Source organism: Novosphingobium sp. PhB165, assembly GCF_004341845.1.
In the GTDB taxonomy this organism is placed as follows: Bacteria; Pseudomonadota; Alphaproteobacteria; order Sphingomonadales; family Sphingomonadaceae; genus Novosphingobium.
Genome location: NZ_SLVB01000001.1, coordinates 344,290 through 368,856, shown reverse-complemented (window position 1 = coordinate 368,856; position 24,567 = coordinate 344,290). Strand labels below are relative to the sequence as shown.

Here is a 24,567-nt window from a genome sequence, read left to right as displayed (position 1 = left end):
TGGCCGGGATATCAGCCCTTCATCGCTTCCAGTTCGATGCCCTTGGTCTCATGCACCGCACGCAGCACGAAGATCACCGAAAGCGCCGCACCCAGCGTGTAGAAGCCGTACGTCACCGGCAGGCCGATGTTCGCGGCAAGCCAGGGGAAGCTGGAGCTGACCGCAAAGTTCGCCAGCCACTGCGCCGCACCGGCGACTGCCAGTGCCGAACCGCGCATCTGGTTGGGGAACATCTCGCCCAGCATGACCCACATGACCGGGCCCCAGCTCATGTTGAAGAACACGACGTAGACGTTCGCGGCAACGAGCGCGATCGTGCCCACGCCGCCGGGCAGCGCCAGCTTGCCGTCGACGATGCTCGCCTGTGCAAAGCACCAGACCAGCGTCGCCAGCGTCACCGTCATGCCGATCGAGCCCCACAGCAGCAGCGGCTTGCGGCCGATACGGTCCACCAGCGCAATCGAAAGCAGGCAGGCGAGGATCGAGAGCGCGCCCGAAAGAATGTTGATCTTGAGCGCATCCGCTTCGCTGAAGCCGACAGCCTGCCACAGCACCGCGCCGTAGTAGAACACCACGTTGATGCCGACGAGCTGCTGGAACACGGCAAGGCCGATGCCGACCCAGACGATCGGACGCCAGCCGCCGCCGGGCTTGCGAATGTCGGCAAGGCTCGGCGCGTGGTCGCTGGTGAGCGAGGCTTCGATCTCGCCCAGCTTCACGCGCGCGGCGTCGGTGCCGAAGAGCTTGCCCAGCACCGTCAGTGCCTCGGCGTTACGGCCCTTGGAAACGAGGAAGCGCGGGCTTTCGGGGATCAGCAGCAGCGTCACGAAGAACAGCAGCGCCGGCAGGGCCTGAACCCAGAACATCCAGCGCCAGGCCGGATAGCCGCCCCAGAAGATGCCGAGCGACGAACCCGCCGCACCGGCCAGCCAGTAGTTGGCCAGGAACGCGCCGGTCAGGCCCGAGATGATCATAACCTGCTGCGCGCTCGACAGACGGCCGCGAATGGCGGCCGGGGTGACTTCGCTGATGTAGGCCGGCGAAAGCACGCTCGCCGCGCCCACTGCCGCACCTGCAAAGAAACGGGCGATGGCAAGGATAATGGCCGAAGGCGCCGCGCCCGAGACCAGCGCGCTGATGAGGAACAGCAGTGCCGCCATCATCATCACCGTGCGGCGGCCGAACACGTCCGCGAAACGACCGGCGAGGAAGGCGCCGAGCGCACAGCCGGGCAGCAGTGCGCTGACGGTCAGGCCCAGTTGCCCTTCAGTCAGTCCGAACGCGTGACGCAGGCCGTCCTGCGTGCCGTTGATCGCGCCCGAATCGTACCCGAACATGAAACCGCCGATGGTCGCCACCGCGACGATCAGGCCGATGAACCCCAGATTCGCCCCGGGACCCGTGGATTTACCAGTCATCTACTCACCTCTCCCCGGATTCTCCGGCCCGGACCCGCCCGGGATTGTTAGCGCTATCGAGCCGCTGTTGCGGCCTGTGTCAAGCCCGCTGGGGCGGACCGTCAGAATCCCTTGCGATCAGGCTGAAGGCGACGCTCTCATCGCTGGCCGCCTGCCTCTCCTCCGCTCCCCCGGCGATGGCCCCGGCGAGCAGTTGCGTCGCCATGCGGGCCATCTCGGCCACCGGCTGGCGCACCGTGGTCAGTTCGGGCCAGATGGTGGTGGCGATCGCGGTATCGTCGAAGCCGCAGATCGATACATCGCGCGGCACGTCCAGCCCGCGCCGATGCGTGACGGCGACAGCGGCAGCGGCCATGTCGTCGTTGGCCGCGAAGATCGCCGTGGGCGGCACGGCAAGGTCAAGCAACGCTTCGCAGGACGCGAGGCCGGAGCGATAGGAATAGTCGCCCGCCGTCTCCAGTGCGGCCTCCATCGCGATCCCCGCTTCGGCCAGCGCGCGGCGATAGCCGGTGAGGCGGAGCTGGCTGGATGCCTGACGCGGATCGCCGCCGATGAACCCGATCCGGCGATGGCCCAGCGCGATCAGCCGCGCCGTCATCGCCGCCGCCGCGCCTTCGTCATCCATGCAGACGGTATGCGCGCCCTCGGCCGGTCTGCCGGTCGCCACTTGCGCCACCGCCATGCCGACGCCCACGAGCGCCTCCACCAGTTGCGGATCGTCGCAAAGCGGCGGCGGCAACAGGACCGCGTCGAGCCGGTGGCGGCGCAACTGCCCCACCAGCGCCGCTGCGTCCGCTTCGGCCTCGCACTGTTCAAGGATGATCTGGGCATCGTGCCGCGCCGCTTCGGCGAGCGCACCGACAAGGAATTCGCTCAGGTAGGAGGCGCTGGGGTTGGAATAGAGCAGCCCGATCCGGCATTGCCGCCCACTGGCGAGGCTGCGCGCCGCCGGGTTGGGCACATAGCCAAGATCGCGGATCACCTCGTCCACTTTCTCGCGGGTCGCCTGCGAAACGCGCGGGTCGCCATTGACCACGCGCGAGACTGTCATCGGTGAGACACCCGCTGCGTGCGCGACTTGCGAGACAGTCACGCTCGCGCCCCCGCGCCGCGCGGTTCGGCGCGATTCGCCCGATGCGTCGCCCTCGATCATTGCCCCATCACCCTGCCATTGGCCTTATTGGCCTACCCCATCACATCCGCCTGCCTATCCTTCCCGGACGCCTCTTGGCAAGCCGCTCGGCAGAAGCCCGTGCACGCTTGTCAATCCTGATTGGTAGCGCTACCTATTTAGCCAGTCGACGAGAGTTCAATACCTGGCGTCGCACAATCGAAGTTACCCGTGGGAGTGGGCCTGAACATGTTGCTCGGCATCGATATCAGCACGTCCCCCATCCCCGAAGCATCATTTGTCTTCGATCGCCGGGCATGGCATCCAGTCCAACCGCACGCCCGAGCCGAAGCCGGGCCGTCAGGAATGGCTGGAAAACCAAGTCAACGCATTCTGATGGAGACACGCTGATGATCGTGCTGGGGGCAGGCGACTACAGGCTGGAACTCGATCCCGCACGGGGCGGTTCGGTCACACGGTTCGACTGGCAGGGGAAGGCGCTGATGCGCCCCGCCAGTGGACCTTCGATTTTCGATGTCGCCAGCTTCCCGCTGGTGCCGTTCTCCAACCGCATCGCCCACGGCCGGTTTCGTGCGGACAGCCGAGAGGTGGCACTGGCGCCCAACTTCCCGGGCTCCGACCACCCTCACCCGCTGCACGGCTTCGGCTGGCTGGCAGCGTGGGACGTGGTCGAGGCGTCGGATTTCCATGCCGTGCTTCAGCACGTCCACCCGGCAGGCGAATGGCCGTGGGCATATCGTGCGCGGCAGGTCTTCCACCTTGACGAGTCCGGACTGGTCTTGGGGCTGTCGGTGACCAATCTCAGCGCCGAGCGGATGCCGGCCGGGCTTGGATTCCATCCCTATTTCCCGCGCGACCATGCCACCCGCTATCGCGGCGCCCATCGGGGCGAGTGGCGCAACACGGCGGAATGCCTGCCGCTGATGCTCGACACGCGCGGCGAGGCCCGTGACTGGTGGGAGGGCGAACCCGTCGATGCCCGCGCGGTCGACACCGCCTATACCGAACGGGAGGGCCCGCTCACGATCGAATGGCCGCTGCGGAACCTTGCCCTTACGCTCGCGCCTTCAGACATCCTCGGAACCACGGTGGTCTTCACCCCGGCGGGTGAGGATTATTTCTGCGTCGAACCCGTGAGCCATGCAACCGACGCGCACAACCGCGAGCCGGAGGAACTGGCTTGGCTCGCCCCCGGCGAGTCCACCCGCGCCAGTGTGGCCCTTTCCGCACGGGCACTGACGCCGCCGCTGATCGAACCGCTGACGACCTGATCCGATCCGTGGCCGGATGACGGTCAGTCACTCGGTCCATGACAAGCGCTCCGATCAGCGGATTTCGGCGGGGTGGAAGTTCAGCGGCTCCACGCCGTGGATTTCGGCGGCGGTCGGCGGCACGCGGCCGCCATCGGTCAGTCCATACTTGCGCGCGATCTCCGCGCCCACCAGCGTACGGCCGCTGAGCGCGGCAAGATCCTGGTCCCCGTAGAGCGCGTGAATCACGTGGCCTGTGAATTCCGGGCTCTCGCAGTGGCCTTCGAGATGGCCATACTTCACCGGATCGGCGACCATGATCGCCTTCAGCCGATCCGTCATCAGCGCGCCCATCCAGATCGAGAGCGCGGCAACCTTGCGGCCGGCGTGGCGGAAGTCCGACGCCATATCGAAGGCCATCTTGTCCATCCCCGCCTTGTGCGCGCCATAGGCGGGCCCGAGCGAATAGTGCGCCGCACCCGAGGCCGAGGTAAAGACGATCAGTCCGTGATTGCGCGCGCCCATGGCCTTTGCCGCATGCCAACTGGCGACATAGCCGCTACGCACGCCCACATTGATGAGATCGACAAGTTTCAGCGGCTTTTCCCAGAATTCGCCGGGCTGGGTCAGTTCGTCATGGATGGCGGCGGCATTGTTGACCAGCAGGTCGATCCGTCCCTCGTCCGCCAGCAGTCGCTCGAACAGCGCGGCGACTTGCGCATCGTCGGAGTGGTCGCAGGCCACGGCAACGCCCCGTCCCCCGGCGGCGGTCACTGCCTCGGCGGTCTCGTAGATCGTGCCGGGCAGCGCGTTGCCGCCCGGTGCCTGACTGCGCCCGGTGACGTAGACCGTATAACCGTGGCTACCGAGGGCAAGAGCGATCCCGCGTCCCGCGCCTCTGCTGGCGCCGGTCACCAGCGCGATGGGTGCCTGCTGCGTCATGCCTTCTCCCGTTTCGGTGACGGACTGCCTCCGCCCGTGTTGAACGGGTGTTTAGCAAGCCCGTCGCAACAGGCAAAGTGAGTGCCATCAGGCATCCCTCGGGCGTTCGGCACGCTGTCAGCCGGTTGATCCGCAAAGCAATACTTGCAAGACGATGCGCAGGGCCTCTGCCAAGAGGCGCAGGCCAAGACCAAGAGGGGCAAATCGTTTGATGTTCAGGGGATTTTCGGCGGCTCATCGCCGAGTGCGTCATGCAACCGGATGGTCCTCGCTGGCGCTTGGCCTGACCCTGCTCGGCGCAGTTCCTGCAGCCGCCGACGCGCCGCTGCCCCGCATCGTCGCGCAGAACGGCCGCCATGCGCTGGAAGTGGACGGCAAACCCTTCCTCATGCTCGGCGCGCAGGCCAACAACAGCTCGAACTATCCAGAGATGTTGCCCACCGTCTGGCCGGTGCTGGACGCGATGCATGCCAATACGCTGGAAATGCCCGTCGCCTGGGAGCAGATCGAACCCGAGGAAGGCAAGTTCGACTTCTCGTGGCCCGACACGCTCGTCCGCGAGGCGCGCGCGCATGGCAAGCGGCTGGTGATCCTGTGGTTCGGCACATGGAAGAACACCGGCGCCAGCTATGCGCCCCAATGGGTCAAGTCCGCGCCCGATCGCTTCGCGCGAATGCGCAAGGCGGACGGCACGCCGCACATGGTCCTGAGCCCGCACGATCCCGACACACTCAAGGCCGACGCCCGCGCCTTTGCCGCGCTGATGGCGCATGTGAAAGCGATCGATCCGGACCACACCGTCATCATGGCGCAAGTCGAAAACGAAGTCGGCAGCTACGGCCTTGCCCGCGATCATGCGCCCGAAGCCGAAGCACAGTTCCGGGGACCAGTGCCCGCCGCGCTCGCCCGCACCGAGGGCAAGAGCGGAACGTGGGAGCAGGTCTTCGGCCTCCACGCCGAACAGGCCTTCAGCACATGGGCCTTCGCAAGTTACATCGACAAGGTCGCCGCCGCCGGTCAGGCGCAGCTTGACCTGCCGATGTACGTCAACGCCTCGCTCGGCTCGGCCGACAGCGACAAGCCGGGCGAGACCGGCCCCTACGGCGGCCCCAGCTGGAACATGATCGCGATATGGAAGGCCGCCGCCCCGCACATCGCCGCGCTCGCGCCCGACATCTACAACCGCGACGAGGCCTTCGTCGCCAAGATCCTCGACCGCTATGGACGGGCGGACAACCCGCTCCTCGTGCCCGAGATCGGCAATTCGCCCGACCATGCGCGCTTCCTCTGGCCAGTGCTGGGGCACGGCGGGATCGGCTTCGCGCCGTTCGGCATGGATAGCTCAGGCTATTCGAACTACCCGCTCGGCGCCCGCCCCGATCAGGACGCGGAGGCCGTGACCGCGTTTGGCGCCGCCTATGGCCTGCTGGCGCCGATGGCGTCGGACTGGGCCCGGATCGCCCTGGAGAACCCGACATGGGGCACGGCCAAAGCGGCGGACGGAGCGGACCAGTCGACCGTCATGGGCACATGGAAAATCACCGTCCAATACGCGCGTTGGGCTTTCGGCGCGAATGGCAGCGACGGCGCAGCCCACCCGCTCAAGGACAAGCCGATCGGCGGCGCGACAGTGGCGCAGCTCGGCCCCGATACCTTCCTGCTGATGGGCCAGCACGTGCGCATCCGCCTCGACGATGCCACCGCCGATCCGCGCCGCCCGGCCGAAATCCTTTCCGCCGAGGAAGGGCATTTCGAGAACGGGCACTGGATCATGAAGCGCCGCTGGAACGGCGATCAGATCGATTACGGCTTCAATATCGGCCCGGACCCGGTCATGCTGAAAGTGACCATGGGGCACTATCACTAATCATTGGACGCTGATCATTGGGCGCTAATCAGCGGCTTCCCGCCGAGGGGCCGAAATGGGCGTTGAGTTCGTAAGCCCCGGCAAGGAAAAGCTGGCGGACATAGGTGATCGGCTCGGTCCCGCGCCATGTGCGGCGTTCGATGCAAAGGCACGGCGCACCGGCGGAAACGGCCAGCGCCTTGGCCTCTGCGCCGGTCGCTGCGGCGGCGGTGATGCGCGCGTCAGCCTCGGTCCATGGCACATGTTCCAGCAGCCAGCCGCCCGGGGATGAGAACTCGGCCTCGACAATCTCGGGCACGGCGGCGGCGTTCACGAAGCGGTGTTCCCACGCCATCGGCGCATCGTCCGCGAAATGGATGCCCGAAAGCTCCAACAGCGGCACTTCGCCATTGACATCCCACTTCACCGCCGCATCGGCCGCGCGCACCAGCTTGCGGCGCGAGAGCGCAAAGCGATAGGCCTGCCCGCGCGCGGCGACTTCGGCGCCGAGGTCGGGAATATCCATCGCCATCGAATGCACGCGCGGCCGGGCGACGAACGTCCCCGCCTTGCGCCGCCGCTCGACCAGCCCGGCAGCAGACAGGGCGGAGAGCGCCTTGTTCACCGTCATCCGCGCGCAGCCGTAGAGTTCCATCAGGTCCTGCTCGGTCGGCAAGCGCTCGCCGGGGGCGAGCGTGCCGGAGAGAATGCGGCTCTCGAAATCGTGGCGGATACGTTCGGAAAGGGTCATGCGCAGAGTCGGTCCAGAGTCATCCGATAGCGTCGGACGATCCCGTCGCGTGCGTGGTGGCGGCCAGAGCTAACCACCTGCTTGCCGAAGCGCCAGACGCAATCGATGCCGGCGCGCCCGGATGCGAAGACCAGCCCATCGAGCAGGCGATCCTCGCCCCGCGCGCAGAGTGAGGGATGGTCGAGATCGAGCGAAACCGCATCGAACGCGCGGCCCACTTTCAGCCCGGCCTCCACCCCCAAAGCCTGCGCGCCGCCCTTGAGCGAAGCTTGCCAGATCGCCTCTCCAGTCGAAGCCGTTGCCGCATCGGCCAGCAGGTTGCGCTTTCGCGTGAACAGTCGCTGCCCGTATTCGAGCAGGCGCATTTCCTCGGTCGCGTCGATCAGCACGTTGGAATCGCTGCCGATTCCGTAAGCGCCACCCGCCGCCAGCCAGTCCGCCATCGGGAACAGGCCGTCGCCCAGATTGGCCTCGGTGATCGGGCAGAGCCCCGCCACCGCGCCGCTGAGGGCAAGCCGCGTGGTTTCCTCGCGCGTCATGTGCGTGGCGTGGACCATGCACCAGCGGCGATCCACTTCCGCGTGATCGAGCAACCATTCGACCGGACGCTGGCCACTCCATGCCAGGCAGTCTTCCACCTCGCGCATCTGTTCGGCGATGTGAATATGGATCGGCCCCTCGCCTGCCATCGTTTCGAGACGCAGCAGTTCATCCGGGCACACCGCGCGCAGGCTGTGCGGCGCAAGGCCGACCACTGCCTCGTCCAGCCCGGATACCGCCGCGCGGGCACCCTCCAGCAGGCGCGCGAAACCGTCGAGATCGTGAATGAACCGGCGCTGCCCATGGTTCGGCACCAGCGCGCCAAAACCGGAATGGGCGTAGAATACCGGCAGCAGCGTCAGCCCGATGCCGGTTTCCGCCGCCGCCTCGGCAATCGCCGCGCACATGCGCGCGGGATCGGCATAAGCGCGCCCGTCGGCATCGTGGTGGAGGTAATGAAACTCGCCGAGGCGCGTGAAGCCGCTCTCCAGCATCTCCATCGCCGCGAGCGCTGCCACCGCGTGGAGGTCCTCCGGCGTCATGCGGTCGAGGAAACGGTACATGACCTCTCGCCATGTCCAGAAGCTGTCGTCGCTATTGCCGCGCTGCTCGGCAAGGCCGGCCATGCCGCGCTGGAAGGCGTGGCTGTGGAGGTTCGGAATGCCCGGAACCACGCAGGCGTGGCGCTCGTCGCCCGCTTCCGGCTCGGCACCCGACTCGATCCGCGCGATCCGCCCATCCACGACCGTAAAGCGCACATCCCGAGCCCAACCGGACTCGCACAAGGCACGCCCCGCATGGATCGTAAAGGACTGTCGCGGCTGGGCTTGAGACATCGGGCACTCCCTTGGATTTCTTTTTGTCTATACATTATCGCGAGCCGATGCAATAAGACGCGGCAGAGAGTGAACCGCCCGGAGAGACTGGCCCGCCATGCGCTGCGATACGATCTGGACCAACGCCCGCCTCGCCACGATGGCCCCGGAAGCGGATGGCATCGGCGTGATCGAGCGCGGCACGGTTGCAGTCACCGACGGGCGGATTGTCTATGCGGGCCCCGAGGCGGATGCACCCACGCTGCAAGGCCGCATCGTCACCGATTGCGAGGGCCGCTGGATCACCCCCGGCCTGATCGATTGCCACACGCACCTGATCCATGCCGGCAACCGCGCGCGCGAATTCGAACTGCGGCTGGCGGGCGCCAGCTACGAGGAAATTGCCCGCGCCGGCGGCGGCATCGTCTCCACCATGACGGCCACGCGCGCCGCCAGCGAGGACGACCTCGTCGCCAGCGCCCTGCCCCGCCTCGACGCGCTGATCGGCGAAGGCACTACCACCATCGAGGTAAAGTCCGGCTATGGCCTCGACCTTGCCAGCGAACTCCGAATGCTGCGCGCCGCGCGGCGGCTGGGCAGCGAGCGGCCGGTCTCCATCGCCACCACATTCCTCGGCGCCCATGCGCTGCCGCCCGAATTCGCCGGTGATGCCGATGGCTACATCGACCATATCTGCGAGGTCATGCTGCCCGAAGTGACCCGCGAAGGCCTTGCCGACGCGGTGGACGCCTTCTGCGAAGGTATCGGCTTTTCCGCGCAGCAAACCGAGCGCCTGTTCACCGCCGCCCGCGCGCATGGCCTGCCGGTAAAGCTCCACGCGGAGCAGCTTTCGAACCTCCACGGCGCCGCGCTCGCCGCCCGGTTCGGCGCGCTTTCCGCGGATCATCTCGAACATCTCGATGATGCGGGAATTGCCGCGATGGCCGCATCCGGCACGGTCGCCACGCTGCTGCCCGGTGCCTATTACTTCACGCGCGAAACCGTGCTGCCGCCGATTGCTGCCTTGCGCGCAGCCGGCGTGCCGATCGCGCTGGCGACCGACTGCAATCCCGGCACCTCGCCGCTTACCTCGCTGCTGCTGACGATGAACATGGGCGCGACGCTGTTCCGCCTGACCGTCGATGAATGCCTGCTCGGCGTCACCCGCAATGCCGCGCTCGCGCTCGGTCTTACCGATCGCGGCACGCTGGAAGCCGGCAAGCGCTGCGATCTGGCGATCTGGGATGTCGAGCATCCGTCCGAACTTGTCTATCGCATGGGGCTGAACCCGCTCCATGCCCGCATCTGGAGTGGTCAATGAACGAAGTGCTGCTAACCCCCGGCACGGTGAGCCTCAGGGATTGGCGCGCGATCTATCGCGGCGCCGACGTGAAGCTCGATCCCGCGTGCATGCCGGTGATCGCCGAAAGCGCCGCCGCCGTCGCCCGCATTCTTGCCAAGGGCCAGCCGGTCTATGGCATCAACACCGGCTTCGGAAAGCTGGCCAGCGTGCGCATCGGTGACGAGGATCTCGCCACGCTGCAGCGCAATATCGTGCTCAGCCACGCCGCGGGCACCGGTGAGCCTTCGCCCGTTTCGGTGATCCGCCTGATGATGGCGCTGAAGCTCGCCAGCCTTGCCCAAGGCGCCTCGGGCGTGCGCGTAGAGACGGTGGAACTGCTGGAAGCGATGCTGGCCAAGGGCCTGACGCCGGTAGTGCCCTCGCAAGGTTCGGTCGGCGCCAGCGGCGACCTCGCTCCGCTTTCGCACATGGCCGCGACGATGATCGGCGTGGGCGAAATCTTTGTGGGCGATGCGCGCCTCCCCGCCGCCGAAGCGCTGGCGCAGGCCGGTCTCGCCCCGGTCGAACTCGGCGCCAAGGAAGGCCTCGCCCTCCTCAACGGCACCCAGTTCTCGACCTCCAATGCCCTTGCCGGGCTGTTCGAGGCGGAGCGCCTGTTCCAGTCCGCGCTTGTCACCGGCGCGCTCTCGACCGAGGCGGCCAAGGGTTCCGACACCCCGTTCGACCGCCGCATCCACGCACTGCGCCGCCATCCCGGCCAGATCGAGGTAGCGGGCGCCCTGCGCGCGCTGATGGACGGTTCCGCCATCCGCGCCAGCCACCTTGAAAACGACGCCCGCGTGCAGGACCCGTACTGCCTGCGCTGCCAGCCGCAAGTCATGGGCGCCGCGCTCGACGTGCTGCGTCAGGCGGCAACGACGCTGGAGATCGAGGCCAACGGCGTTTCCGACAATCCGCTGATCTTCCCAGAAGCGGACGAGGCGCTCTCCGGCGGCAACTTCCATGCCGAACCGGTTGCTTTCGCCGCGGACATGATCGCGCTGGCCGTCTGCGAAATCGGCTCGATCTCCGAACGCCGCGTGGCGATGCTGGTGGACCCGGCGCTGTCCGGCCTGCCCGCGTTCCTGACGCCGCGCCCCGGCCTCAATTCGGGCTTCATGATCCCGCAGGTCACTGCCGCCGCGCTAGTCTCCGAAAACAAGCAGAAGGCCTATCCGGCATCGGTCGATTCGATCCCGACTTCGGCCAATCAGGAAGACCACGTTTCGATGGCCGCCCACGGCGCCCGCCGCCTGATCGGCATGGTGGAGAACGCCAGCGCGGTGATCGGCATCGAACTGCTCGCCGCCGTGCAGGGCATCGATTTCCACGCCCCGCTGGCATCGAGCACAGTGCTGGAACAGGCCCGCGAAACCCTGCGCGCGCAGGTACCGAAGCTGGAGGATGACCGCCACTTCCACCCCGACATGGAAGCCGCGAACGTGCTGATCCGCTCCGGTGCACTGGTGGACATCGGCGGCGACCTGCTGCCCGGCGTTGCATGATGCACCGCTCCGTCCCTTCCCCCTCCTTCGTCATTGCGAGAAGGCGAAGCCGACGCGGCAATCCAGTGCAGCATAAGGCCGCCCCTGGATTGCGTCGCTACGCTCGCAATGACGAGATGGTGGGTAATGGCAGTTGTGTGAGGCGAAGCGCATGAGCCCCAGCTTCACGCTTCATCGCGGAGAAGCGCCGCTGGTCGTCGCCTTTCCGCATGTCGGCACCGACCTCGCCGACGTCGGCCCGGCCTTCCGCTCGGAATGGCTGGCGCGGCGCGATGCGGACTGGTGGGTGGACGATCTCTACGCCTTCGCCCGCGAGCTTGGCGCGACGACGATTGCTGCACGCGTTTCGCGCAGCGTGATCGACCTCAACCGCGATCCTTCGGGCGCATCGCTCTATCCCGGGCGGGCGACGACGGAACTCTGCCCGACGACCACGTTCGACGGTGAGCCGCTTTACAAGGCCGAAGGTCCTGACGAAGGCGAGATCACCCGCCGCCGCACGCTCTGGTTCGATCCGTACCACGCAGCGCTTCGTTCCGAGATCGAGCGGCTGCGGATGCTCCACGGCAAAGTCGTGGTCTATGACGCGCACTCGATCCGCAGCAATGTGCCGCGCCTGTTCGATGGCGAATTGCCACAGTTCAACATTGGCACCAACCTTGGCCAGACCTGCGATCCGGCGCTTTCCGCCGCCGTGGTCGAAGTCTGCAAGGCAAGCGGCCTGAGCCACGTTCTCGATGGCCGCTTCCGTGGCGGCTGGACCACGCGGCATTACGGAGAGCCCGCCAGCGGCGTCCATGCGATCCAGATGGAACTCGCCATTCGCGGCTACATGGATGAGCCCGAAGTGCCCAGCGAAGCCAACTGGCCCCTGCCCTATTCGGCGGCGCGTGCCGCCGCCCTCACCCCGATCCTGCAAGACGTGCTGAAGGCCGCAATCGCCTTCGCGCAATCCTGACCTGAGGAAACACAATGACCCGCCTCGACAACAGCCGCGTCATCAAGCCTGCGACCGGCACCGAACTTTCCGCGAAAAGCTGGCTCACCGAAGCGCCGCTGCGCATGCTGATGAACAACCTCCACCCCGACGTGGCCGAACGGCCCGAGGAACTGGTGGTCTACGGCGGCATCGGCCGTGCCGCACGCGACTGGGAAAGCTACGACAAGATCGTCGAGACCCTGCGCCGCCTGAACGATGACGAGACCCTGCTGGTCCAGTCGGGCAAGCCGGTCGGCGTGTTCCGCACCCATGCCGATGCGCCGCGCGTGCTGATCGCCAATTCCAACCTCGTTCCGGAATGGGCGAATTGGGAGCACTTCAACGAACTCGATAAGCGCGGCCTTGCCATGTACGGCCAGATGACCGCCGGTTCGTGGATCTACATCGGCACGCAGGGCATCGTTCAGGGCACGTACGAAACTTTCGTCGAGATGGGCCGCCAGCACTACAACGGCGACCTTTCGGGCAAGTGGCTGCTGACTGCCGGCCTTGGCGGCATGGGCGGCGCCCAGCCGCTGGCCGCCGTGATGGCCGGCGCTTCCTGCCTTGCCATCGAATGCCAGCCCAGCCGCATCGAAATGCGCCTGCGCACCGGCTATCTCGACGTTGCCGCCAGCACGATCGAAGAGGCCATGGCGATCATCGAGAAGGCCAATGCCGAGAAGAAGCCGGTCTCCGTCGGCCTGCTCGGCAACGCGGCGGAACTGCTGCCCGAGATGTTCGCGCGCGGCATTCGTCCCGACCTGCTGACCGACCAGACCTCCGCCCACGATCCCGTCAACGGCTACCTCCCTGCTGGCTGGACCGTCGCCGAATGGATCGAGCGCCGCGAGCGTGAACCCGAAGCGGTCGCCAAGGCGGCCAAAGCCTCCATGGCGGTCCACGTTCAGGCCATGCTGGACTTCCAGGCGGCGGGCGTGCCCACCACCGATTACGGCAACAACATCCGCCAGATGGCCAAGAACGAAGGCGTCGAAAACGCGTTCGACTTCCCCGGCTTCGTACCCGCCTATATCCGTCCGCTGTTCTGCCGCGGCGTGGGGCCGTTCCGCTGGGCCGCGCTCTCCGGCGATCCCGAGGACATCTACAAGACCGACGCCAAGGTGAAGGAATTGCTGCCCGACCACGCACACCTGCACAACTGGCTCGACATGGCGCGTGAGAAGATCCAGTTCCAGGGCCTGCCCGCGCGCATCTGCTGGGTCGGTCTGGGTGACCGCCACCGGCTTGGCCTCGCCTTCAACGAGATGGTGGCCAAGGGCGAACTGAAAGCCCCGGTCGTCATCGGCCGCGACCACCTCGACAGCGGTTCCGTCGCCTCGCCGAACCGCGAAACCGAAGCCATGCGCGACGGTTCGGACGCGGTTTCGGACTGGCCATTGCTCAACGCCCTGCTCAACACCGCCTCCGGCGCGACCTGGGTGTCACTGCACCACGGCGGCGGCGTCGGCATGGGCTATTCGCAGCATTCGGGCATGGTGATCGTCGCCGACGGCACTGAAGCGGCGGCAAAGCGTCTGGAGCGCGTGCTGTGGAACGATCCGGCGACGGGCGTGATGCGTCATGCCGATGCCGGGTACGAAATCGCGCTGGATTGTGCGCGGGAGAAGGGGCTGGATCTGCCGGGGATCCTTTGATCTCGGCCTAAGCGATACCACCCCGTCGTCCCCGCGCAGGCGGGGACCCCGCTTGTTCTTCTGGCCTAGCGCAAGGCCGCTAAGAAAAGCGGGGCCCCCGCCTGCGCGGGGGCGACGGGGTTATTTGTGTGGGGATGTCATCCTGACGCGCAGTTCGGCCGAAGGCCTATCTAAGCCGGAATGCGTGCGCGACGGTTAGTCTGGGCTCGACGAAGACATTTTGCGGGTCTGGGGGATCATCCCCCAGAATCCCTTCTTCCCTTAAAGACTTGCGAGCCAGTCCGCTCGTTCGACCTTGGTCAGCGGCAGTTCCACCGAGCGCCCTTCCGCAGCCGATTGCTGCGCCGCCTCGATCACCGCCATCACCGCCAGCGACTGGACCGGCGGAACCGGGTTCGCGGCCCTGCCCCGCACGGCTTCGGCGACGAGACGATAGAACTCGCGCTGATCTCCGCGCTCGGCCGGGATGCTGTGCGGCTTGCCTTCACCGTCATAGTGCACGAGCGGATCGGGGTCCTCGCCCCAACCCGGCGCACCGGGGGTCATGCCAGCGAGGAGCTGGCTCTCCTGCACGTCCATGCCCTGCTTGACCGCGCTACCGGCAGTGCCGTGGACGATGAAGCGGCCGGAGCCGCCCGCCACCAGCATAGAGGCGTGCAGAATGGCGCGCTTTCCGCCGAAATCGAGCACCACATGCGCCCAGTCCGTGCTGCGCGAGCCATCGCGCTGAAGGGCGAGCGAAGCGGTCACCCGCTCGGGCAGGCCCATCAGCAGCAGCGCGTGATCGGTGAGATGCGGGCCAAGGTCGAACCAGATCCCGGCGCCGGGCCCATCGCCCTCGCGCCAGCGGTCGCGGACTTGCGGGCGGAAGCGGTCGAAGTGGATTTCAAGGTGCGCGGGATCGCCCACCAGACCCTCGTCGATGGCCTTGCGCACGCTCGCAAAGTCGCTGTCCCAGCGGCGGTTGTGGAACACCGTGAGGTGCCGCCCAGTCTCTGCCGCCAGCGCGAGCAAGGTCCGCGCTTCGATGAGATCGAGCGTGAACGGCTTGTCCACGACGACATGCTTACCCGCGCGCAGGGCCGCCTGCGCCAGCGGGAAATGCGTGTTGTTGGGCGTAGCGATGACGACCAGATCGATGGCCGGATCGGCCAGCAGCGCTTCGGCATGGGCATGGACCGTCGCGTCCGGGAAACGCTCCAGGATCCGCTCGGGCTGGCCCGAGACGAAAGCATCGAGCGAAAGCCCCGGCACGGCCGCGATCAGCGGCGCGTGGAACGTCGCCCCCGCATAGCCGTAACCGATGAGGCCGACCCTGACGATGTCCTGAGCCTCAGCCATGGGCGGCGTACTCGGCCATCCACATGCTCGCCGCGATGTTTTCACGCGTGAGCGTATCGGGCTCGGCAGTGGCAAGGCCTTCGGCAACCGCCTGCGCGGCCACGGCGACGGCAATCTCCAGCGCCACTTCGCGCAGCGCCGTCACCGGCGGCAGCAGTCCGCCGTCGCCTTCATGCAGTTCACCAAGGCGGCGGGCGGCGGCCATGAACATGCCGTCGCTGACGCCGCTGGCGCCGCTCGCCAATGCGCCGAGACCGATGCCGGGGAACACGTAGACGTTATTGACCTGCGTGACGCCCGGCGTGCCGAACGGACTGCCGGTGCCGACAATGGCCTTGCCGCCGGTCCATTCGAGAACGTCTTCGGGATGCGCCTCCGCACGCGACAGCGGGTTGGAGAGCGGGAAGATCACGGGGCGATCCACGTTTTCCGCCATGGTGCGGATCGCGCGCTCGTCGAACGCCGATTTCTGACCCGAGGTGCCGATCAGCACGGTCGGCTTCACGTTGGCGATCACGTCGTGCAGGGTGATGAGATTGGCGCCCGTGAGGTTCCATGCCGCGATCTCGGCCGGATCGCGCGCCAGCTTCACCTGCTGGGGCGGAAGGCGCGGAATGTCGGAGAGGATCAGGCCGTCACGGTCGACCGCCCAGATCTTCGCGCGGGCCTCGGCCTCGCTCAATCCGTCATGCTGCATGGCCTGCACTAGCATCTCGGCCACGCCGCTGCCCGCGGCACCCGCGCCGAACAGGACGACGCGCTGCTCGGTAATCGGCACGCCGGTCTTGCGGATGGCCGAAAGCAGCGTGCCGACGGCGGTGGCGGCAGTGCCCTGAATATCGTCGTTGAAGCTCAGCAGGCGGTCGCGGTAGCGGCCGAGCAGGTCGTAGGCGTTCTTGCCCGCGAAATCCTCCCACTGGAGCAGCACGCCGGGGAAGCGGTCGTTCACGGCGCTGACGAAAGCCTCGACGAAATCGTCGTAGTCCTTGCCGCGCACGCGGGGCGCGCGCCAGCCGATGTAGAGCGGGTCTTCGCGGCGGGCGTGGTTGTCGGTGCCGAGATCCAGCAGGATCGGCAGCACTTCGGCCGGATGGATGCCCGCGCAGGCGGTGTAAAGCGCCAGCTTGCCGATCGGGATGCCCATGCCGCCGGCGCCCTGATCACCCAGACCGAGGATGCGTTCGCCATCGCTGACGACGATCACTTTCACGCGGTCATAGGCGGGGTCGGCCAGAATGTCGTCGATGCGGTCCTTGTTGGGATAGCTCAGGAACAGGCCGCGCGGGCGGCGGTAGATCTCGCTGAAACGCTCGCAGCCCTCACCCACGGTCGGCGTGTAGACCAGCGGCAGCATGCGCGGCAGGTCGCTCTGGACCAGCGCATGGAACAGCACTTCGTTGGAATCCTGAAGCTCGCGCAGGAAGGCATAGCGCTGGAAATCGCTTTCCTTCTCCTCCAGCGCCTTGCGGCGGCGCTCGATCTGGCTTTCGAGCGTGCCCACGTGGGGGGGCAGCAGCCCGTGCAGGCCGAAACGGTCGCGCTCGTCCTCGGTGAAAGCCGTCCCCTTGTTGGTCAGCGGATCGGAGAGCAGCGCGCGGGCAGCGGCGTGGCGGGTGGGGGACATCGGCGACCTTTCAACAGACTTCAGGCGCCCGGCCGGACGGGGCGGCAATGCCGAGAAAGGGCAATGCTCACCACGAGAGGGCCGGGAAAGGCCCCCGAGGGATCGGCGCGAGCTAGCGTCTGCTCGATAGACCGGCGGACATGCCGTGTCACGCGGCAGCAGGTGCAATTACTGCACCGGCAATAGTGAAAAGGCCAGTTAATCCGCCGGGGCAAGTTGCGCCGTTTGCACGCCGCCCGCATCGGCGCGATTGGCGATCACTGCCCGGAACCGGTCCATGTCGATCGCTTTCTCCCAGCGCGAGACGACCACGGTGGCCACGGCATTGCCGATGAAGTTGGTGAGGCTGCGGCATTCCGACATGAAGCGGTCGACGCCGAGGATCAGCGCCATGCCCGCCACCGGCACCGACGGCACGATGGAAAGCGTGGCCGCCAGCGTGATGAACCCCGCCCCGGTAACGCCAGCCGCGCCCTTGGAAGAGAGCATGGCAACGCTCAGCAGCAGCAGTTGCTCGCCCAGCGAAAGGTGCACGTTGCAGGCCTGCGCGATGAACAGCGCGGCCAGCGTCATGTAGATGTTCGTGCCGTCCAGATTGAAGCTGTAGCCAGTGGGCACCACGAGGCCGACGATGGGGCGCGGGCAGCCCGCGCGCTCCAGCTTCTCGATCAGCAGCGGCAGCGCGCTTTCCGAGGACGAGGTACCCAGCACCAGCAGCAGTTCGGCCTTGAGATAGGCGACCAGCGAGAAGATCGAGAACCCGGCAATCCGCGCCATCGCGCCCAGCACCACGAAGACGAACAGCGCCGAGGTGAAATAGAACGTCGCCACCAGCCCCGCGAGATTGGCGAGCGTGCCGACGCCGTATTTGCCCACGGTGAAGGCCATGGCTCCGAAAGCGCCGATGGGCGCGGCTTTCATGACGATGGACACCAGTTTGAAGAAGACCATCGAGATCGTCTCCAGCAGGGAGAGCGCAGGCGCGCCGCGATCCCCCAGCATGGCAAGCGAAATGCCGAAAAGGATCGCCACCACCAGTACTTGCAGGATGTTGCCCTCGGTCATCGAGGACAGGAACGTCTCGGGGATCATCGCCATGAGGAAGCCGCTCACGCTCGTCTCATGCGCTTTCTCGGAATAGAGCGCGACTTTTGAGGCATCGAGCGAGGCGGGATCGATGTTGAGCCCGTGTCCCGGCTGCACCACATTGGCCACGATCAGGCCGACGACGAGGGCAAGGCTGGAGAAGAACAGGAAATAGGCGAAAGCCTTTGCGGCCACCCGGCCCACGGCCTTCAGGTCGCGCATCGACGCGATGCCGGTGGTGATGGTAAGGAAGATGACCGGCGCGATCACCATCTTCACCAGCTTGATGAAGGCATCACCCAGCGGCTTCAGCGCCTCGCCCGTTTCGGGCCGGAAATAGCCGATCAGCACCCCCGCCGCGATGGCGACGAGGACCTGGAAATAGAGATGGCCATACCAGCGCTTCGGCTTGGCAGGCTGCTCCGGCTCGAACGAAGCGGTATGCATGGACCCGTCTTGTGCTCCCTGGCGCCGCGCACATCCCACGATGGCGGGCGTAGACATCGCGGGACCCTGTGCGATTTGCGGGCGGGTTCCAAGTGGTTTTTGTGGGTTGGTGTGGGATTGCGGGATCTGGTGAGTTTGCGGTCCGCATCCTCCCCTACCCGCTCGTCAAACCCCTCACCGCTCATCCTGAGCTTGTCGAAGGATGCTAGGACAGCGCCTGGCCGAGGGGCCTTCGACAAGCTCAGGCTGAGCGGGACTGGGAGCGTTTTACCACCCAGAATAACGATAGAGCCATCCGTCGCCCCCGCGAAGGCGGGGGCCCCGCTTTTCTTTGCTACCTTGCATGAAGACGCGAGGTCGCAGGAAGGAAGCGGGATCCCCGCCTACGCGGGGATGACGGGGTGTTTAGATGCGAACGGGTGATTTGCCAGTCGGGCCCGCCCCCTCACGCCAGCCGCGTCTCGATCGGCAACCCGTTCCGCAACGTCAACGTCACCGGCGTCCGCTCAGCAATGTCGGCAAGACGGCTCTTCTGCTCCTCATCGAGCCCGGTAACGGTCAACGTGCGCGCAATATGCAAATCGCCCTTCCCACCCTTGAGCGCGAGATCGACAGTCAGGTCGCCAAACTCCCAACCCTTGCGCGCGGCATACATCTTGAGCGTGATCGCGGTGCAGGCACCAAGGCTGGCGAGCAGCAGGTCGTAAGGCGCCGGCCCCACCCCCTGCCCGCCCAGCGCGGCGGGTTCGTCGGCGGTGATGGCGTGGCCGTTGACCACGATTTCAGTGCGCCAGGGGGTCTGGCCGATAGTGGCGGTAGCTTGCGTCATGGCCAAAACTCTCAGGCAGGAAGCGGAATGAAGTCGGGTTCGTTCGGCACCGTGCCGAAGCGCTGGGCCTTCCAGTCGTCCTTCGCCTGCTCAAGGCGATCCTTCGACGAGGAGACGAAATTCCAGAAGATATGGCGCTCTTCGGGCAGCGGCTCGCCGCCCAGCAGCATCAGGCGTGTCGGCCCCTTGGCGCGCAGCACCAGTTCGGCACCGGGCTGGAAGACGACCAGTTCGGCCTCTCCGAACGTGCCGCTCTGCCCCACGACTTCCACCGCGCCGCTGACAACATAGATAGCGCGTTCAACATGCTCGGCCTTGAGTTGATAGCGCGCGCCGTCCAGCATCACGATGTCGGCATAGATCATGTCCGAATAGGTCTTGAGCGGCGAGGTCATCCCATCGGACGTGCCCGCAACCAGCGTCAGGCGCGTGCCCGCATCCTCGGCCACGGGCATCTCGTCCGCCTTGTGGTGGGCGAACGTGGCGCCGATTTCCTCGGCCTCCTTCGGCAGCGCCACCCAGGTCTGCAAGCCGAACAGCTTGCCGCCCGTGGCGCGGATTTCGGGAGAAGTGCGCTCGGAATGGACGATGCCGCTGCCGGCCGTCATCCAGTTGACCTCACCGGGGCGGATCGGCTGGACCGAGCCCAGCGAATCCCGGTGCAGGATCTCGCCCTCGATCAGATAAGTGAGCGTGGAAAGACCGATATGCGGATGCGGGCGCACGTCGAGACCCTCGCCCGACTTGAACACCGCCTCGCCCATCTGGTCAAAGAAGATGAAGGGGCCGATCATGCGGCGCTGCGCGACCGGCAGCGCGCGGCGGACCTTGAAGCCATCGCCAAGATCGCGGACCGAGGGAAGAATGACGAGGTCTACGCCTTCGACATCGGAAGTTTGCACGGACATTTCAGGCTTCTCCGGGAAAAGGAAGGGCGGGCACCGTGGCACCCGCCCCGTTATTGTCAGGCTGCGTCGACGAGGACGATCTCGCTGTCCTCGATCGCGGTTACCCGCAGTACGTCGAGGTCGCTGATCGCGGCGCCATCACGGGCGTTGACGCGAACGTCGTCGATCTGCACCGCGCCGGTGGCGGGAACGAGGTAGCCCTTGCGGTCCTTGCCCAGCGGGTACTCGGCGGTTTCACCAGCCTTCAGCGTGGCTGCCACCACCTTCGCATCGGTGCGGATCGGCAGCGCGTCGTTGTCGTTCTCGTAGCCCGAAGCCAGCGTCACGAACTGGCCCGAACGCTCACCCTTGGGGAAGGGACGCGAACCCCAGCTGGGTTCCTCGCCATTGCGGGTGGGGATGATCCAGATCTGGAAGATGCGGGTTTCCACGTCTTCCAGGTTGTATTCGGAATGCTGGATCCCGGTGCCCGCGCTCATCACCTGCACATCGCCGGCCTCGGTGCGGCCCTTGTTGCCCAGGTTGTCCTGGTGGGTGATCGCACCTTCACGGACATAGGTAATGATTTCCATGTCGCGGTGCGGGTGCGGCGGGAAGCCGGTCTTGGGGGCAATGATGTCGTCGTTCCAGACGCGCAGGTTGCCCCAGTGAACGCGGGCCGGATCGTGGTAGCCGGCGAACGAGAAGTGGTGCTTGGCATCCAGCCAGCCGTGGTTGGCGCCGCCGAGGCTGTCGAAGGGGCGAAGTTCGATCATGGTCCTAAATCTCCTGTCTTGGCGGGGGAGCCGGTGAAGCCCGGTGGCCGCCTTGTCGAAGACCCATATAGGCCTTGCCATCTTTCCTGATCAGAGTGATAAAATCGACTGAACTATTCGACGGAGTTGATAAGTGAGTAATCCGGGTACGCCGACTTTCGACCAACTTCGCATCTTTCTGGCCGTGGTGGATACCGGAAGTTTCGCAGGGGCGGCGCGCAAGCTGAACCGGGCGGTCTCCGTGATCAGTTATGGTATCGCCAACCTTGAGACGCAACTCGGCCTCTTGCTGTTCGACCGCGAAGGCACCCGCAAGCCGCAGCTTACCGTCGCCGGTCGCGCCGTGCTGGCCGAAGCACGCGGCGTGGCCGAAGGCATCGACGGACTACGCGCCAAAGTGAAAGGTCTGCTGGAGGGGCTGGAGGCCGAAGTCGATCTGGCGGTGGACGTCATGTTCCCGGCCGAACGGCTCGGCCTTGTGCTGCGCGCCTTCGCGGCAGAGTTCCCCACCGTGCAATTGCGACTCCATGTGGAGGCACTGGGCGCGATCACCGCAATGGTGCTGGATGGCAAGGCGGCCATCGGCCTGTCCGGCCCGCTGTTCGCGGGCGTGGAAGGGCTGGAAAGCGTTTCGGTCGGCTCGGTCGCAATGATTCCCGTGGCCGCGCCCGATCATCCGCTGGGCCGCATGTCCGACATCCCCCCGGGCGCCGGGCGCGAATATACGCAGCTCGTCCTGTCGGACCGCTCGCGCTTTACCGAAGGACGCGACTTCTCGGTGATGAGCCCCAAGACCTGGCGCCTTGCCGACCTCGGCGCCAAGCACGCCCTGCTGCGGCAGGGCATCGGCTGGGGCAACATGCCGTTTGCGATGATCGAATCCGATCTGGTCGCCGGGACGCTGGTACGCCTGCAAATGCCCGAGCATCCGGGCGGCACCTACCGCCTTGCCGGCATCTGGCGCCGCGACGCGCCGCCGGGCCCGGCCGCCGCATGGCTGGTCGACCGCTTCGTTGCCCAATGCGACGCCGACGCGGTGGGATTCGACCTTCCCGACGTGTGATACCCAATATCGAAGACCGATGGGCGGCGCGATCCGCAACGGACAAAGTAAACGCGCCGTCCATCAAGAATTGCCTTACGAATGCAATGCCCTCGGGCGATCCATGGTCCAGTTGCGAATCGCACTGGAGCACCGGCTTTGCTTCACCAACCCTCTCCCCATGGCCGATGCATTGGCAGCGTTCCTCCCGCCGGCGCAGGCATTGCGTCGACTCCGTACAATACCCGTAACGCGCGCGCCGTTAGCGTTTCCGTCATCACCCCCCGCTCCTGAACTGCCGTCCGGCAATCTTTTCAACTCTTTAGAACGATGCGAACGGATTTATCCGGATTTCTGAAAAACGCGAATCCTCATAGCGTTAAGTCACCGCAGCAAGCGCTGCCTCTCTCAAGGAGCTTCCCGATGACGATCACCGCCACCGCCAAGCCTGGCAACTCGCTGCTTTCGCCGGACAACCACGCGCTCATCCTGATCGACTATCAGTCGCAGATGGCCTTCGCCACCAAGTCGATCGCCCCCGAATTGCTGCGCAACAATGCTGCGCTCGTCAGCCGCGCCGCAGCCTCGTTCAAGGTCCCGACGATCCTGACCACGGTTGCCGAAAAGAGCTTCTCCGGCCCGATGTTCAGCGAAGTGACCGATCCCTTCCCCGGCCAGAAGCTGCTAGACCGCACCAGCATGAACACCTGGGAAGACGAAGCGGTGATTGCCGAAGTCAACCGCATCGGCAAGCCGCGCATCGTCTTCGCCGGCCTCTGGACTTCGGTCTGCATCGTCGGCCCGGTCGCCTCGGCCATCGATCAGGGTTTCGAGGCCTATGTCATCACCGATGCTTCCGGCGACATCTCCCCCGAAGCGCATGAGCGCGCCGTGGAGCGCATGATCCAGCTGGGCGCCGTACCGATGACCTCGCTCCAGTACCTGCTCGAACTGCAGCGCGACTGGGCGCGCACGGAAACCTACGACTCCACCACCGGCATCGCAGCCGAAGTGGGCGGCGCTTACGGCCTTGGCATCAAGTACGCCAAAGCCATGTTCGGTGCCTCCGAAGGCGGCCACTGAACCCCTCGGGACCGGCAGCCCTCACCCCCCGTCCGGCTGCCGGTCCCGCTTTCCGCTTCCCATTTTTCCGCTTTTCAGCGACGCCTTCGGGTGTTCCCCTTTCGCGCACCTCCCCCGCTCGCACACTTGAAAGGATCTGCATCATGGCTTTCGTGACCACCATCGACGGCACCCGCATTTTCTACCGCGACTTTGGACAGGGCCGCCCGATCGTCTTCTCGCACGGCTGGCCGCTCAGTTCCGACGCGTGGGACGGCACGATGCAGTTCCTTGCCAACAACGGTTTCCGCGTGATTGCCCATGACCGGCGCGGCCACGGCCGCTCGGACGCCAGCGCCACCGGCAACACCATGGACACTTATGCCGACGATCTGGCAGCGGTCATCAAGCAACTGGACCTGCACGACGCAATCCTTGTCGGCCACTCGACCGGCGGCGGCGAGATCACCCGCTACATCACCCGCCACGCGGCCTCTGACGGCACCGGCCGCGTCGCCAAGATGGTGCTGCTCGGCGCGGTTACGCCGCTGATGGGCGCGGTGAATGGCAACGACGACGGCGTGCCGGTCGAAGTGGTGGATCGCGTTCGCAAGGCGCTGATCGACAACCGCTCGCAGTTCTTCCTCGACTTTCCCGACGTGTTCTTCGGCATGCACCGGGGCGGCGGCGCGCCCCGCAGCGAAGGCTGGCGCATGGACTTCTGGAAGCAGGGCATGGCGGCCGACATCAACGCGCTCTACGCCTGTGTCGACCAGTTCTGGGCCTCGGACTTCCGCGAGGAAATGAAGCACATCTCGATCCCCGCGCTCGTGATCCACGGCACCGGCGACGAGGTTGTTCCCTTCGAGATCACCGGCAAGCGCGCCGCAGAGATCCTGCCGAACGCCACCCTCATCGCTTACGCCGATGCGCCGCACGGCTTCCCCAAGACGCATCAGGATCGCCTCAACGCGGACCTGCTCGCCTTCGCTCGCGCTTGACCTGATCCAGCCCGACCCTACCTGAAAAGGAAATCGGCCATGAAGATGTACCTCCTCTCGCTCGGCGCCGGTCTCCTGGTCGGCGTGATCTATGGACTGCTGGGGGTGCGCTCACCCGCGCCCCCGGTGATCGCCCTTGTCGGCCTGCTGGGCATCCTGCTGGGCGAACAGGTCGTGCCGCTCGCCAAGCGGCTGATTACTCATGAAGATATTGCCCACTTCGTCCGCACCGATTGCCGCGAACATGTGCTAGGCCGCCTGCCCGGCGACCACGAAGACGCCTGAAATAGCTGA

General features: G+C 66.1%; 21 protein-coding genes. 10 read left to right on the top strand and 11 right to left on the bottom strand.

The annotated features are described in order from the left end of the window. Window positions 1-11: 11 nt before the first annotated feature. Both EDF56_RS01855 and EDF56_RS01850 read right to left on the bottom strand, forming a co-directional pair. On the bottom strand, window positions 12-1,418 hold the full coding sequence (locus EDF56_RS01855) for a sugar porter family MFS transporter (RefSeq protein WP_132385029.1): 1,407 nt from the start codon (window positions 1,416-1,418) through the stop codon (window positions 12-14). A 79-nt stretch (window positions 1,419-1,497) separates the two neighbouring features. After that, window positions 1,498-2,571: a LacI family DNA-binding transcriptional regulator gene (locus EDF56_RS01850; protein ID WP_132385028.1), complete on the bottom strand. Its 1,074-nt coding sequence runs from the start codon at window positions 2,569-2,571 to the stop codon at window positions 1,498-1,500. Between the two features lie 368 nt (window positions 2,572-2,939). On the opposite strand from EDF56_RS01850, the gene EDF56_RS01845 reads away from it, so the two are divergent. Next, window positions 2,940-3,821, top strand: coding sequence for an aldose 1-epimerase (locus tag EDF56_RS01845; protein WP_165912057.1), 882 nt, complete (start codon window positions 2,940-2,942; stop codon window positions 3,819-3,821). Window positions 3,822-3,875: 54 nt separating this feature from the next. Here EDF56_RS01845 and EDF56_RS01840 read toward each other — a convergent pair whose 3' ends face one another. Then, complete coding sequence (locus EDF56_RS01840; protein WP_132385026.1) at window positions 3,876-4,742, bottom strand: SDR family NAD(P)-dependent oxidoreductase; 867 nt, start codon at window positions 4,740-4,742, stop codon at window positions 3,876-3,878. A 244-nt stretch (window positions 4,743-4,986) separates the two neighbouring features. Between EDF56_RS01840 and EDF56_RS01835 the strand changes: the two genes are divergently transcribed. Beyond that, window positions 4,987-6,609: a DUF5597 domain-containing protein gene (locus EDF56_RS01835; RefSeq protein WP_243652330.1), complete on the top strand. Its 1,623-nt coding sequence runs from the start codon at window positions 4,987-4,989 to the stop codon at window positions 6,607-6,609. Between the two features lie 28 nt (window positions 6,610-6,637). On the opposite strand, the gene EDF56_RS01830 is transcribed toward EDF56_RS01835, so the two are convergent. Next, window positions 6,638-7,345: a UTRA domain-containing protein gene (locus tag EDF56_RS01830; protein WP_132385024.1), complete on the bottom strand. Its 708-nt coding sequence runs from the start codon at window positions 7,343-7,345 to the stop codon at window positions 6,638-6,640. Continuing rightward, complete coding sequence (locus EDF56_RS01825; protein ID WP_132385023.1) at window positions 7,336-8,715, bottom strand: formimidoylglutamate deiminase; 1,380 nt, start codon at window positions 8,713-8,715, stop codon at window positions 7,336-7,338. The genes EDF56_RS01830 and EDF56_RS01825 overlap by 10 nt, the downstream gene beginning before the upstream one ends. A gap of 97 nt (window positions 8,716-8,812) precedes the next feature. Between EDF56_RS01825 and hutI the strand changes: the two genes are divergently transcribed. The 4 genes from hutI (at window position 8,813) to hutU (ending at window position 14,178) form a co-directional block, all read left to right on the top strand. Further along, the gene (gene hutI / locus EDF56_RS01820) at window positions 8,813-10,015 is read left to right on the top strand and encodes an imidazolonepropionase (RefSeq protein WP_132385022.1); all 1,203 of its coding nucleotides are present in this window, start codon (window positions 8,813-8,815) and stop codon (window positions 10,013-10,015) included. Beyond that, the gene (hutH, locus tag EDF56_RS01815) at window positions 10,012-11,541 is read left to right on the top strand and encodes a histidine ammonia-lyase (RefSeq protein ID WP_132385021.1); all 1,530 of its coding nucleotides are present in this window, start codon (window positions 10,012-10,014) and stop codon (window positions 11,539-11,541) included. Before hutI ends, hutH begins: the two co-directional genes overlap by 4 nt. A gap of 151 nt (window positions 11,542-11,692) precedes the next feature. Next, the gene (hutG, locus tag EDF56_RS01810) at window positions 11,693-12,499 is read left to right on the top strand and encodes an N-formylglutamate deformylase (protein ID WP_132385020.1); all 807 of its coding nucleotides are present in this window, start codon (window positions 11,693-11,695) and stop codon (window positions 12,497-12,499) included. A 14-nt stretch (window positions 12,500-12,513) separates the two neighbouring features. After that, window positions 12,514-14,178, top strand: coding sequence for a urocanate hydratase (gene hutU, locus EDF56_RS01805; protein ID WP_132385019.1), 1,665 nt, complete (start codon window positions 12,514-12,516; stop codon window positions 14,176-14,178). A gap of 261 nt (window positions 14,179-14,439) precedes the next feature. On the opposite strand, the gene EDF56_RS01800 is transcribed toward hutU, so the two are convergent. The 6 genes from EDF56_RS01800 to EDF56_RS01775 all read right to left on the bottom strand — a co-directional run bounded on the left by EDF56_RS01800 (window position 14,440) and on the right by EDF56_RS01775 (window position 21,168). Further along, entirely contained in the window at window positions 14,440-15,519 is a 1,080-nt protein-coding gene (locus EDF56_RS01800; RefSeq protein WP_132385018.1) for an oxidoreductase, read from the bottom strand. Next, window positions 15,512-17,143: an NAD-dependent malic enzyme gene (locus tag EDF56_RS01795; protein WP_132385017.1), complete on the bottom strand. Its 1,632-nt coding sequence runs from the start codon at window positions 17,141-17,143 to the stop codon at window positions 15,512-15,514. Before EDF56_RS01795 ends, EDF56_RS01800 begins: the two co-directional genes overlap by 8 nt. Window positions 17,144-17,341: 198 nt before the next feature. Next, window positions 17,342-18,676: a dicarboxylate/amino acid:cation symporter gene (locus EDF56_RS01790; protein ID WP_132385016.1), complete on the bottom strand. Its 1,335-nt coding sequence runs from the start codon at window positions 18,674-18,676 to the stop codon at window positions 17,342-17,344. Between the two features lie 445 nt (window positions 18,677-19,121). Further along, the gene (locus tag EDF56_RS01785) at window positions 19,122-19,505 is read right to left on the bottom strand and encodes an OsmC family protein (protein WP_132385015.1); all 384 of its coding nucleotides are present in this window, start codon (window positions 19,503-19,505) and stop codon (window positions 19,122-19,124) included. A gap of 11 nt (window positions 19,506-19,516) precedes the next feature. Further along, window positions 19,517-20,413: a pirin family protein gene (locus EDF56_RS01780; protein ID WP_132385014.1), complete on the bottom strand. Its 897-nt coding sequence runs from the start codon at window positions 20,411-20,413 to the stop codon at window positions 19,517-19,519. Window positions 20,414-20,469: 56 nt separating this feature from the next. Continuing rightward, window positions 20,470-21,168 carry a pirin family protein gene (locus EDF56_RS01775; RefSeq protein ID WP_132385013.1) on the bottom strand — a complete coding sequence of 233 codons (699 nt, stop codon included), beginning with the start codon at window positions 21,166-21,168 and terminating at the stop codon, window positions 20,470-20,472. Between the two features lie 133 nt (window positions 21,169-21,301). Here EDF56_RS01775 and EDF56_RS01770 point away from each other — a divergent pair, with 133 nt between their 5' ends. The 4 genes from EDF56_RS01770 (at window position 21,302) to EDF56_RS01755 (ending at window position 24,558) form a co-directional block, all read left to right on the top strand. Further along, window positions 21,302-22,231 (top strand): LysR family transcriptional regulator, encoded by a 930-nt coding sequence (locus EDF56_RS01770; RefSeq protein ID WP_132385012.1) that lies wholly within the window; start codon window positions 21,302-21,304, stop codon window positions 22,229-22,231. Between the two features lie 402 nt (window positions 22,232-22,633). Further along, the gene (locus EDF56_RS01765; protein ID WP_132385011.1) at window positions 22,634-23,293 is read left to right on the top strand and encodes a hydrolase; all 660 of its coding nucleotides are present in this window, start codon (window positions 22,634-22,636) and stop codon (window positions 23,291-23,293) included. A gap of 143 nt (window positions 23,294-23,436) precedes the next feature. Continuing rightward, window positions 23,437-24,273: an alpha/beta hydrolase gene (locus tag EDF56_RS01760; RefSeq protein ID WP_132385010.1), complete on the top strand. Its 837-nt coding sequence runs from the start codon at window positions 23,437-23,439 to the stop codon at window positions 24,271-24,273. Window positions 24,274-24,312: 39 nt separating this feature from the next. After that, window positions 24,313-24,558, top strand: coding sequence for a DUF1427 family protein (locus EDF56_RS01755; RefSeq protein WP_132385009.1), 246 nt, complete (start codon window positions 24,313-24,315; stop codon window positions 24,556-24,558). Window positions 24,559-24,567 lie beyond the last annotated feature (9 nt).

Coding starts and splice junctions, on each gene's coding strand:
- EDF56_RS01795 (WP_132385017.1), bottom strand. CDS start 17,143: ATGTCCCCCACCCGCCACGCCGCTGCCCGCGCGCTGCTCTCCGATCCG.
- hutU (WP_132385019.1), top strand. CDS start 12,514: ATGACCCGCCTCGACAACAGCCGCGTCATCAAGCCTGCGACCGGCACC.
- EDF56_RS01775 (WP_132385013.1), bottom strand. CDS start 21,168: ATGATCGAACTTCGCCCCTTCGACAGCCTCGGCGGCGCCAACCACGGC.
- EDF56_RS01780 (WP_132385014.1), bottom strand. CDS start 20,413: ATGTCCGTGCAAACTTCCGATGTCGAAGGCGTAGACCTCGTCATTCTT.
- EDF56_RS01845 (WP_165912057.1), top strand. CDS start 2,940: ATGATCGTGCTGGGGGCAGGCGACTACAGGCTGGAACTCGATCCCGCA.
- EDF56_RS01790 (WP_132385016.1), bottom strand. CDS start 18,676: ATGCATACCGCTTCGTTCGAGCCGGAGCAGCCTGCCAAGCCGAAGCGC.
- EDF56_RS01765 (WP_132385011.1), top strand. CDS start 22,634: ATGACGATCACCGCCACCGCCAAGCCTGGCAACTCGCTGCTTTCGCCG.
- EDF56_RS01855 (WP_132385029.1), bottom strand. CDS start 1,418: ATGACTGGTAAATCCACGGGTCCCGGGGCGAATCTGGGGTTCATCGGC.
- hutI (WP_132385022.1), top strand. CDS start 8,813: ATGCGCTGCGATACGATCTGGACCAACGCCCGCCTCGCCACGATGGCC.
- EDF56_RS01785 (WP_132385015.1), bottom strand. CDS start 19,505: ATGACGCAAGCTACCGCCACTATCGGCCAGACCCCCTGGCGCACTGAA.
- EDF56_RS01760 (WP_132385010.1), top strand. CDS start 23,437: ATGGCTTTCGTGACCACCATCGACGGCACCCGCATTTTCTACCGCGAC.
- EDF56_RS01755 (WP_132385009.1), top strand. CDS start 24,313: ATGAAGATGTACCTCCTCTCGCTCGGCGCCGGTCTCCTGGTCGGCGTG.
- EDF56_RS01840 (WP_132385026.1), bottom strand. CDS start 4,742: ATGACGCAGCAGGCACCCATCGCGCTGGTGACCGGCGCCAGCAGAGGC.
- EDF56_RS01825 (WP_132385023.1), bottom strand. CDS start 8,715: ATGTCTCAAGCCCAGCCGCGACAGTCCTTTACGATCCATGCGGGGCGT.
- EDF56_RS01850 (WP_132385028.1), bottom strand. CDS start 2,571: ATGATCGAGGGCGACGCATCGGGCGAATCGCGCCGAACCGCGCGGCGC.
- hutH (WP_132385021.1), top strand. CDS start 10,012: ATGAACGAAGTGCTGCTAACCCCCGGCACGGTGAGCCTCAGGGATTGG.
- hutG (WP_132385020.1), top strand. CDS start 11,693: ATGAGCCCCAGCTTCACGCTTCATCGCGGAGAAGCGCCGCTGGTCGTC.
- EDF56_RS01800 (WP_132385018.1), bottom strand. CDS start 15,519: ATGGCTGAGGCTCAGGACATCGTCAGGGTCGGCCTCATCGGTTACGGC.